The 9,993-nt window shown below is 67.4% G+C and carries 7 protein-coding genes; 1 reads left to right on the top strand and 6 read right to left on the bottom strand.

The genetic code is table 11. The annotated features are described in order from the left end of the window. On the top strand, positions 1-102 hold a 102-nt coding region (locus GV832_RS14725; protein ID WP_168775642.1), incomplete at its 5' end, for a transposase domain-containing protein. A 134-nt stretch (positions 103-236) separates the two neighbouring features. On the opposite strand, the gene GV832_RS14720 is transcribed toward GV832_RS14725, so the two are convergent. The 6 genes from GV832_RS14720 to tagH are packed head-to-tail and all read right to left on the bottom strand — an operon-like array spanning position 237 to position 9,991. After that, positions 237-947, bottom strand: coding sequence for a PP2C family protein-serine/threonine phosphatase (locus tag GV832_RS14720; RefSeq protein WP_168775641.1), 711 nt, complete (start codon positions 945-947; stop codon positions 237-239). After that, on the bottom strand, positions 944-1,603 hold the full coding sequence (gene tagF / locus GV832_RS14715; RefSeq protein WP_168775640.1) for a type VI secretion system-associated protein TagF: 660 nt from the start codon (positions 1,601-1,603) through the stop codon (positions 944-946). Before tagF ends, GV832_RS14720 begins: the two co-directional genes overlap by 4 nt. After that, on the bottom strand, positions 1,604-5,209 hold the full coding sequence (tssM, locus tag GV832_RS14710) for a type VI secretion system membrane subunit TssM (protein ID WP_168775639.1): 3,606 nt from the start codon (positions 5,207-5,209) through the stop codon (positions 1,604-1,606). A 1-nt stretch (position 5,210) separates the two neighbouring features. Next, positions 5,211-6,668, bottom strand: a complete 1,458-nt coding sequence (gene icmH / locus GV832_RS14705; RefSeq protein WP_168775638.1) for a type IVB secretion system protein IcmH/DotU — start codon at positions 6,666-6,668, stop codon at positions 5,211-5,213. A 38-nt stretch (positions 6,669-6,706) separates the two neighbouring features. Next, positions 6,707-8,047 (bottom strand): type VI secretion system baseplate subunit TssK, encoded by a 1,341-nt coding sequence (gene tssK, locus GV832_RS14700; protein ID WP_168775637.1) that lies wholly within the window; start codon positions 8,045-8,047, stop codon positions 6,707-6,709. Between the two features lie 18 nt (positions 8,048-8,065). After that, positions 8,066-9,991, bottom strand: coding sequence for a type VI secretion system-associated FHA domain protein TagH (gene tagH / locus GV832_RS14695; RefSeq protein WP_227754438.1), 1,926 nt, complete (start codon positions 9,989-9,991; stop codon positions 8,066-8,068). Between the last annotated feature and the right edge of the window lie 2 nt (positions 9,992-9,993).

Below are 9,993 nucleotides of genomic sequence, written 5' to 3'. Positions count from 1 at the left end.
ATCGACCCACAGGCCTGGCTCGCAGACGTCCTCGCCAAACTACCGGCCGCCACACCGTCACGCCTGCCGGATCTCCTCCCATGGAACTGGAAACCCAAATAGCCGCGGCCTAGACCGGAGGCTTACCCCCTGGCCTTGCGCGCAGTCCCCACAGTCGGCAGAGCCGCCCTTGCCACGCAGTCGGCAGAGCCACCCCTGGCCTTGCGCGCAGTCCCCACAGTCGGCAGAGCCGCCTCTCAGACCACATCCACCACGATGGCCGAGATATTGTCCGCCCCGCCCCGGTCCAGCGCCACCTGGATCAGCCCGTCTGTCACCATCTCCAGAGGCGCGGCCCGCAGGGCATTGCCGAGCTCCGCCACGCCCATGTATTTCGACAACCCGTCCGAGCACAGAAGGAAGCGGTCGCCCCTTTCGATCTCGCCCCGGATCTTGTCGAGCTCCAGCTCTTCACCCACCCCCACCGCCCTTGTGATGGCGTTGGACTGCGGATGCTTGCCCGCCTCGTCCCAGGTCATCTGCCCGGCCTCGACAAAGGCCGCAACCAGCGAGTGATCGGCGGTCAGAAGGTCGATCTGCCCGCCCCGCAGGCGATACAAACGGCTGTCCCCGGCCCAGAGCGCGCCGAAATGGCCCTCGGACAGGACCAGCGCCACCACGGTCGCCCCCATGGTCACGCCGCGCTTCTCGGCCTCGGCGCGGATCACGCCATGGGCCTCGTGCAGCGCCCGGCGGAGGCCGCCAAGCTTCTCGCCGGGCCCAAGGTCGGGCGGCAGAAGCGCTATGGCATCGATCACGACCCGGCTGGCCCAATCGCCGCCCTCATGCCCCCCCATCCCATCCGAGACGACGAAAATCCGCGCCTCGCCCAGGGCCAGGATCGAATCCTCGTTCAGCTTGCGCACCCGTCCCACATGGGTCCTGGCATTGAAACGCACACCGGTCATGACGGACCTCCCTCGAAAATCTCGATGGCGAAGAAGCTCGCGGCTTGGGCTCGCCCGGGCAAGCCCGGACCAAGCCACAGCCGCGCCGGGCCCTTCGCCTGGCATAGAAACGCCGCCTGGCGCGGGACCTGCGGCACCAGCGCCACCAGCGCCCCCGCAAGCCCAGGCCCCTCGGCCACCACATCGCCCCCCTCGCCCCGCGCCCTTCCCCAGGGCTGCGGCACATAGAGCCGCGCCAGCCCCTCCTCCAGGGCCTCGCGCGTCATCCCATCCTCAAGGCAGTCAAGCGCCAGGGTTTCGGCCAGATCCCAGACCCCAGGGTCGGCCGCCAGCACGGCCAGCGGATCGCTCGCCACGGCGCAGGAGAGCGTCAGGGGAAACTGCCGCCCCACCCGATCGACCGAGGGCATCAGCACCCCCGCGACACCTGAAGCCCCCGCCACCCCCGGCGCCAGGGCAAAGCGCCAGATCGGCGCGGTCAGATAGGCCTCGTCCCAAGCGCCCCCCAGGGCCTGGCGCCCGGCCAGCATCATGCCCTGCAGCCAGCCATCCCAGGCCGTGACGAAATCCGCCGTCACCCCCAGGCGGAAGAAATCCCCCAGCGCGGGCATCTTGCCGAAGGCGCCCCAGCCTGACTGAAGGGGGCCGCCCGCCATTCAGAAGGACTGCGGGCAAGAGAAGGCCTTCATCGCGGGAAGCGCGAAGGCATTGTTGACGGAGGACATCTGCATTTCAAAGATCGCGATGCGGCCTCCGACGTTGAAGATGATCCGCCGCCGGTCGGGCGCATTGGTCGAGCGGACCTCGGCGCTGTCCAGGAGCCGGAACCAGCCCCAGGGCCCGTCCTTGCGCACCCCCGATTCCGCGCCGTTCAAGGGCGGGTCGAAGACGATCTGCGCCACGCCGACCGAGCCGGGCCAGGTCACTGCCGTGGGCAGGGGCTGGCCCGCGTCCTGGGCGAATTCCAGGTTGGTGCCGTCCACGGTCAGGGTCACCGACTTGGCGTTGGGGTCCAAGGCCACCGGGGTCATCTGGAAATTCACCGCAGGCGCAGGTCCGCCCGCGAAGAAGGCCGCCTTGATATCCGCCGCAGCCTCCAGCTTGGCCAGCGCCTCGGGCGCCATGCCAAGGTCGGTGCCATTCACCGGCTTCCACTTCCAGGGCTTGGCGGAGGTGTCGATCATGTCCTTGACCGGGCCGGTCATGAAGGCATCGATCAAGCCGCCCGGGCCGAAGAGCTTGGCGAAATCGGCCAAGCCGGTATCCGCCGCAGCGCCCTTGACGAAGGGATAGCCCGCCCCGGTCACCTGGGTGCAGAAGGGCAGCACGTCCGAGCTCCAGGCCGTGTTGATCGCGGCCCGCGTGCCCTCCGCCGTGATCCCCGCGCCGCCCGTCGTGATCTGCGAGGCCCAACGCGCCAGGGGCCCCTGGACCTGTTGCGCCGCCTGTTGCAGGGCGGCCAGGCTGTCGGTCCCGGCATTGGGATCGGCCGAATTGCCCCGGAAGGCGATCTTGTTCAGGTCCTGGTAGACCTGGACCATGGCCGCGATTAGGTTATCGAGCTGCGAGGCCTGGCCCTCGGGCCGCAGCACCAACTGGTGCAGCCAGGCGAAGCGCTCTTCGACGATGCTTCCCGGCGGCTTGGGCGGCGGCTGGCCCGCGGCCTCGGCGGCCGAGTTCAGCGCGGCGATCAGCTGGCGCTGGCGGACCGAGAAGATATCCTCGACCACATCCTGCCCCGCCGTCTGCCCCGCCTCTTGCGTCAGAACCCCGGTATCGACCGGAACCACCGCCCGCGACTGGGTCAGCGTCGTCTCTTTATCCACCGCGTTCAGGATATTGACGATGGGAGAGGTGGGACCCGAGAGGATATTCGTCACCTCCACCGCCTGCTTGATCGAGGCCATGGGGATGACGTCGAGGTCGCCCAGAACCCCGTCATAGAGCGAGATGAAGTCGTTGTAGTAAAGGTCCAGCACATCGCGGGTGATGGCGTTCAGCGCTTGCGGCGACTGGTCCATCTTGACCTTGGGCCCCAGGACCCAGCCCTCTTTCTGGATGGTCTCGGAAACCGAAAGCGCCTGTTCCTTGAAGACCTTGTTGAACCCGTCCCAGGTGAAGATGCCCTCGATCCCCTCGTTCATCGGACGACCCGAGGTGCGGACAAAGGCCTTTTCGAGGTTCGGGCCGCCGATATCGGTCAGGCGCCAGGCCGGGATGGCCTCGGCCTCGGGCGAGTGGATGATCGAGTTATAGACCCGCGTCGCCACCGGCATTTGCGCGAGGATCCCCTGGACCTGTTCCACCAGGGGCCCGTTCAAGCCGATGTCCTGCATGGGCTGGGAAATCAGCGCATCGAGGTGGAACATCAGATCGGCGCGGAGCTGGGCGTTTTCCGACCCGGGATACATCAGCGACCAATCCGCCTCCATGAAGCTGCGGATTTCCTCGGCATTCATTGGGCCCTGAAGCCCCAGCATCAGGTAGACCTTCAGCGTGTCGTAAAGCGTCTCCGGCGCGTTGATCGAGGACTGCATCACGGTTTCCAGGCGCAAAAGCAGGCGCGGCAGGAAGATCGTGTTCAGGCTGGCGCGGTAGGAAATCCCGGTCTGATTGGCCAGGCCCGCGCCGGTATAGAGGCCCCATTCCAGCCGCGCCTCGGGGTCGAAGGGCGAGGCTGCGGCAGGGTCCACCGTCGGTGGGATCGGGTTGACCGGCATGGCGCGCAGGATGTTCAGCGCCGGAAGCGTGATCGAGGGATCGCTGTCGGCAATCGGATTGCCCGGAACCTGGGCCATGGCGGCCTGGTAATCGGTCACCGATTTCTCGACGCCCGCCAGCAGTTCCAGGTTGCCGAAGTAGCTGCGTGCCCAAAGGCCGCCCATGGCCAGGGCCACGACCAGGGTCGCCACGACGCCGCCCCATTTCATCGCGCGGTAACGGCGTTCGACCTTGTCATCGGCGGAAACCAGGCCCGCTTCGGGGAAGAGGACTTCGCCGAAAAGCCGCGTCAGGAAATAGCTGCGCCCCGTGCCGCGACCCGAGCCGATGGCCTGGCGCCCGATGCCGAAGGTGCGCGCCATGCCCATCATCAGGCGGTCGATCGGCGTGCCCTCTTGCGTGCCGGAGGTGAAGTAGACCCCGCGCCAGAGCTGGCGCTTGTCGTAGGAGTTCTCCTGGAAGACCTCGGTCAGGAACATCTTGGCGGTCTCGCGCACCGAAGCCAGCTGCGCCGGGAAGCCCGCGATCAGGCTGCGGCGCTGCGGGTCGGTCTCGGTCTGCATCCGCTCGATCATCTGGGCGTTCAGCCGGGTCAGAAGCGCCACGAACTCGCCATCGAAGGCGGCAAGGGGTTGATCCTTTTGGCCTTTCGGGATCGGCAGGGTAAAGCCCCAGACCTGCTCGCGGTCCTCTTTGCCCAGGTTGTCGAAGAACTCGGCAAAGCCCGCGATCATGTCGGCCTTGGTGAAGAGCACATAGACCGGGAAGCGGACGCCCAGTTTCTCGCGCAGCTCCGCAAGGCGGCGGCGGATGGCTTTCGCATGGGCCTTCTGCGTCTGTTCATCCTGCATCGACAGATCGGAGAGCGAGATCGCGATGATCGCCCCGTTGATCGGCTGGCGGATGCGGTGACGCTTGAGCATGGCAAGGAAGCCCTGCCAGCCGAGGTTATCGGCCTCGGCATCGCTTTCCTGCGTCGTATAGCGGCCTGCGGTGTCGATCAGGACGGCCTCATCGGTGAACCACCAGTCGCAATTGCGCGTGCCACCGACGCCGCCGATGGCCTCCTTGCCGAATTCCTCGGCCAGCGGAAAGTTCAGCCCCGAATTGGCAATCGCCGTGGTCTTGCCCGCGCCGGGCGGCCCGATCATGATATACCAAGGCAGCTGGTAAAGGCTCTTGCCGCCCTTGGTGCGCAGCTTGGCGATGGCGCGGCGGAGCTTGTCCTTCAGCTCCTTCATCTCTTCGGCCACGACCTCGTTTTCCGGTTCCTTTTCCGAGACTTGCTCGACGATCTTCGTCTCGACCGCCTTCTCGTCGAACTTCCGGACCAGGAAGACGATCAGCAAAGTGATCACGCAAAGGACCCAAAGCACGAGGATGAAGATCCAGCGGCCGAAGGGCTCGTCGAAGGGGCGGAAGGCCTCGGTGCCGATATAGGGCGAGAAGAACCAGACGCAGACCGACAGGATCAGCGTGACGACGGGCAGGACGAAATAGACCGAGACGAAGAAGCGCAGGATGGCCAGGAATACGCGCATGTCAGTTGCCCCCCGTCGCCGGTGCCGTGCTGGCCGAACCGTCGTCCTTCACCAGGTTGATCTCGATGCGCCGATTGGCGGCGCGGCCCTCCTTGGTGTCGTTCGAGGCGATGGGCTCTTTCGGCCCCCTGCCCTCGGCCATCAGCCGCGTGGGATCGCCCACCACCGGCGCCACCATCTTCAACACGGCATTGGCCCGGGCCAATGAGAGCTCTTCGTTCGACTTGAAGCGGCCCGAGCCCACCGCCGTGCTGTCGGAATGGCCGACGATCAGGATATGGCCCTTCTCGTCCTTCAGGGCCTCCGCCACGCGGTTCACCGGGGCCTCGTAATCGGCGTTCATCTTGTCCGACCCCGATTTGAAGAAGCCGGTGCCCGAGATGCGAATGATGATGGCGCCCTTTTCCGAGAGGACGGTCACGACGCCCTCCTTGATCTCGGGGGCGAGGAAGGAGGTCAGCTTGGCGATCTTGTCGACCTCGACCTTCTGCGGCGGCGGCGGAGGCGGCGGCGGCGCGCGGCGCAGAAGCTGCGGGGGCTCCGCCGCCTCGACCGCGCCGATGGCGGCGAGCGTCACGCTGGAGCGCTGGCTGAGCAGGTAGGAGAGGCCGCCGAAGATCAGCGCCAGGATCAGGGCCATGGCGCCCACGGTGATCCAGACCGGCTTCCAGACAGAGAGGATCAGGTAGGGCTTCTCGATCCCCTTCCAGCGCGGCGAGAGGTCGCGTTCGAACTTTCCCCTTTGGCCGCGGATGATCCGGGCCAAGGCCACGCGGATCTGGTTGTGCTTGTCCGACCCGCCGTTTTCGACGCGAAGCCGCCCCTCGAAGCCCAAGGAGAGGCACATGTAAAGGAACTCCAGAAGGTCGATATTGGTGCCGGGGTCCTGTTCCAGCCGGGCCAGAAGGTCAAAGAAGCGGTCGCCGCCGACCGTCTCGCGGTGGAAAGTGCCGACCATGGACTGCATGGCCCAATTCGACTGCTCGCCCCAGGGCGTGTTCAGGACCACATCGTCCAGGGTCGCGCAAAGCGCATAGCGGGCGACCTTGACCTTCTGGGCATCCTCGCCGGCCTTGAGACAGGCGTTCTCATAGTTCCGAACCTCGGCCATGACCGATTGGCGCAGCCTCTCCGGGTCGGGATGCTGGGCGCGGTTGCGGATGCGACCCAACAGCGCAAACAAAGGCGTCGCCAGGGCCACGAGCTGATTGACCCCGGTCAGCGCGATGGAATCGGGCTCGGCCGGGCCCCGCGCGGCCTGTTGCGGCACGCCCATGGGCGCGGCGCCGGGGGCCGATCCATAGCCCGCAGGCGCGCCAAAGGGATTGGGCGCGCCGGGCTCATAGGCGGGGGGCGTATAGGAGGGCGCGGCAGGCGCAGCCCCACGGCGTCCGCCCGGGTTCGGCCGGATCACCGTGCGCTCGTTGTCATCGGGCTCGGCAAAGGGGTCTTTGGCCATGATCGCCTCCTGTTACGCCTGCTGCATGGGATGCCCGGTCACGACTGCCGGATCGCCCAAAGTTCCATGACCAGCCCGGGATATTCGCCCGAGACATGGACGGCGATGCCGCCCGTGGTCGTCATCTTGGCCCAATAGGGCGAGCCCTCTTCCATCGCGAAATAGACCACGCCCGCATGATAGGGGATCTGGCGGGGGGCGACCGGCAGGGGCCGGAGCCCGATGCCCGGAAGGGCCGAGTTCACCAGCTGGCGGATCTCCTCGACCGGGCCGATCTTGACCTGGCCCGCGAAATGGCGCCGCACGTTTTCGTCGGGGATATCGGCCTTGACCGCCAGGACGAAGCCCGCCGTGGACAGAAGCTTGCGGTCGGCGATGAGACCCACCGAAATGCCGTATTTCCGCGCCTCGAGCGGGATCATGACGGCGGTCTGTTCCAGCACCGCCGACAGGTATTGCCGCAGGCAGCGGATCACGGGGGCAAAGGTGCGGTTCAGGTCGTCATGGGCATAGGCCGGGAAATCCGGCGGGCGGCGCTCGGAGGCCATGAAGGTCGCAAGCTCTCCGGCCAGCTGCACGAGCTGGGCGTAAAGCGTGATCGGGTGCAGGTTCTCCTGCGCGCCGATCAGGCGGATCAGGGGCAGCGCGCGGTTGCAGACCTGCAGAAGCAGGAAGTCCTGGATCTCGGCCACGCCCCGGGTCGAGCCGCTTTCGGCCAGGCGCCCGGCCAGGGCCGTGACGCGGTGATTGAGGAGCCCCTCAAGCTCCCGCAGGAAGGAGCCCAGGGGAAAGGCCGCCCGCACGTCAAGGCAGGAGGCGATGAAGGAGGTGTCCAAGACGATCTCGCGGTCGGGGCGGACCTCGATGATGCGGGCGATGGGGATGGAGAGCTTGTCGGCCAGGTCATCGACGGCGAGCGCGAATTGCAGCCGCATCTTGCCCACACCGAGCGTCACCCCCTTGCGGTCGAGGCTCATCGTATCGGTCACCTCGACCTCGGCGGGCCGCAGGCGGCTCACGGATTGTTCGGCCCCGGTCAGATCGACCTCCGACGCGCCCTGGCGGCGCTGCGGCACGGTCAGGAAGACAACGCAGTCCTTGACATTGGGCGGGACCTCCAGCGCGGGGGGATGGCTTTCGGCCTGGGGCACGCGGAAGACCGTGCCGTCCTGCGTCAGGCCCGAACAGGATTTCAGCGCGATCTGCCCGATCTTCAAGGCCGCCTCATCCAGCTCCAGCCCCGAGAGACCCCAGACATAGGGCGCCACGCGCCCCGCAAGGCCCGCAATCAGCGCCTCGTGGTAGCGGTCGGCCTGCTGGAAGTGATGCGGCTGAAGGAAAAGCCCCTCTGTCCACAATACCTTGCTGTCCCAGGACATCGTCTCTCCCTTATCGGCCTATTTGGCCGCTTTCAGCTTTGCCAGTTGCGCGCGATAGGCCTGGGCGAATTCCCGGGCGAAAAGCTCGTGGAAGTCGTTTTCGGCCTGGTCGGCGATCTCGGCATACATGGTCTCGTAGGTTTCCCAATACTGCGCCTTGCGGTTCTTGAGGAAGCCGCCAAAGCCGCCCTTGGCCTCGATCTTCTGCGTAAGCGCCCCGGGGTCGAGCTTCTTGAGCACCCCCTTCAGCGCGGCCTCCATCCCCGTCACCATGGCGATCTCATGGGCCTTGATATCCTCCAGGGCCTGGGTCGCGGCCTGGTCGGCGGGCAGATAGCCACGGGCATTGGGCTTCACCATGGCCTCGATGGCCTGTTCGGGGCTGACCGAGAATTTCAGCGGGTTGTTGCCGCCCACGTTGACCATGGTCTGTTCGATCCGGAACTCGGATTTGATCGAGGTCCTTGTCATCAGGATTTCCCGCAGGCCGGTGATCATGGCGCGGAGCGTGGTGCCGAGGCGGGTCATGGTGGCGGGGAGGTCGGCGTCGGGGACGGTGACCTCTTCGGCGCCGAGGGCCGCCAGGAAGGCGCGGGACGTGTCGGCGGCCAGGCTCTGCGCTTGCGGCTGCGGTTGAGGCCCCGGGCCAAAGCCCGGGGCGGCTGTGGTCTGGGGGCTGGGGGGCGCAACCGGCGCCACCGGAGGCACCACGGGCGGGGCTTCGGGCGCAACCGGGGGAGCCGCGTAGCCCGGGGTATACCCCGGGGCCTGGGGCGCGGCGGGCGGGGCTTCGGGCGCGACCGGAGGCGCCGCGTAGCCCGGGGCCGGGGGCGCGGCGGGCATCGGCGCCAAGACCTCGGACTGCGCGGGGGGCGCGGAGGGGCGGTTCGGATCGGTGGAGAAAGGGTCGAAGGCAGCGGCTTGCGGCGCCTCGGCCAAGGGAGGCGTGGGCTCGGGCGCCCAGGCGGGCGCGGCGGGGGGCGGCGTCGTGGGAGGCTCGGGCGCCGCCTCCATCACCGGATCGGCCGAGGGCGGGAAACTGGCGCCGAGGAGGGCTGCGAAAGGGTCTTCGACCTCGGGCTCGGGTTCCGGTGCGGGTGGCGGGGCCGCAGGCGAGGGAGGCGCCAGGAAATCGTCGAAAGCATCGGCCGGGATGGCCTGGGGGGCGGTCGGCGCGAAGGGCGAACCGCCCAGGGGCGCGCCGTGGCTGTAAAGATCCGCCCCCTGCCCCAGCCCCTGCCCGGCCGGAGCCACGGGCGCAGGCGCGGGGGCCAGGAAATCATCCCAGTCATCGGGGATCACGGGCTTGGAGACCACCGGCGCCGCCACGCGGAAACTGTCGCTGACCGTCGGCGCATGGTCGCGCATCGCGGGGCCGGAGGGCATCTCGGGGCGCGGAGCCAACAGAGGCCCATCCTCGCCGATCGGGGGCAGAAGGTCGACGCGGTCCTCGGGCTTCTTGAACTGGCTCGGGCCTACGGGCTTTGAGGGGCCGAGGAGGCTGTCGAGGAAATCGCCCCCCGGTGCGGCATCGTCCAGAAGCTGATAGGGATCGGGCGCGCGGCCCGCATGGCCATGGCTCGCCGGGCCCTCGCCGATGGGCGGCAGGGGCTCGGACCAATGCTGATCGGGCTGGATCGCCACCACAAGCTCGTAAGGCCCCAGGCACAGGACATCGCCATCCGACAGGGGCGTCGCCACCCGTCCCAGCGCCTGCTTGCCGTAGTTCAGGAAAGTCCCGTTGGTCGAAGTATCGACCACGACGATATTGCCGCCCTGGTTCTCGATCACGCAATGGGTCTTGGAGATCATCCGGTCGGGGTCGGGCAGCACCAGGTCATTCTCAGGGCCTCGGCCGATGGAGAGCGAGGGGCCGCGCATGGAAACGGGGCGCCCGTCGCCAGGCACCGCGCCAGAGGATTGAAACCGCAAGGTGACCGCCATCT

Source organism: Stagnihabitans tardus (assembly GCF_009925085.1).
In the GTDB taxonomy this organism is placed as follows: domain Bacteria; phylum Pseudomonadota; class Alphaproteobacteria; order Rhodobacterales; family Rhodobacteraceae; genus Stagnihabitans; species Stagnihabitans tardus.
The sequence above is the reverse complement of the archived record's forward strand: the minus strand, read 5'-3'. Positions and strand labels throughout refer to the sequence as shown.

Excerpts from the sequence above, each read along its gene's own strand:
- tssK (WP_168775637.1), bottom strand. The coding sequence starts at position 8,047 with ATGTCCTGGGACAGCAAGGTATTGTGGACAGAGGGGCTTTTCCTTCAG.
- tagH (WP_227754438.1), bottom strand. The coding sequence starts at position 9,991 with ATGGCGGTCACCTTGCGGTTTCAATCCTCTGGCGCGGTGCCTGGCGAC.
- GV832_RS14720 (WP_168775641.1), bottom strand. The coding sequence starts at position 947 with ATGACCGGTGTGCGTTTCAATGCCAGGACCCATGTGGGACGGGTGCGC.
- icmH (WP_168775638.1), bottom strand. The coding sequence starts at position 6,668 with ATGGCCAAAGACCCCTTTGCCGAGCCCGATGACAACGAGCGCACGGTG.
- tssM (WP_168775639.1), bottom strand. The coding sequence starts at position 5,209 with ATGCGCGTATTCCTGGCCATCCTGCGCTTCTTCGTCTCGGTCTATTTC.
- tagF (WP_168775640.1), bottom strand. The coding sequence starts at position 1,603 with ATGGCGGGCGGCCCCCTTCAGTCAGGCTGGGGCGCCTTCGGCAAGATG.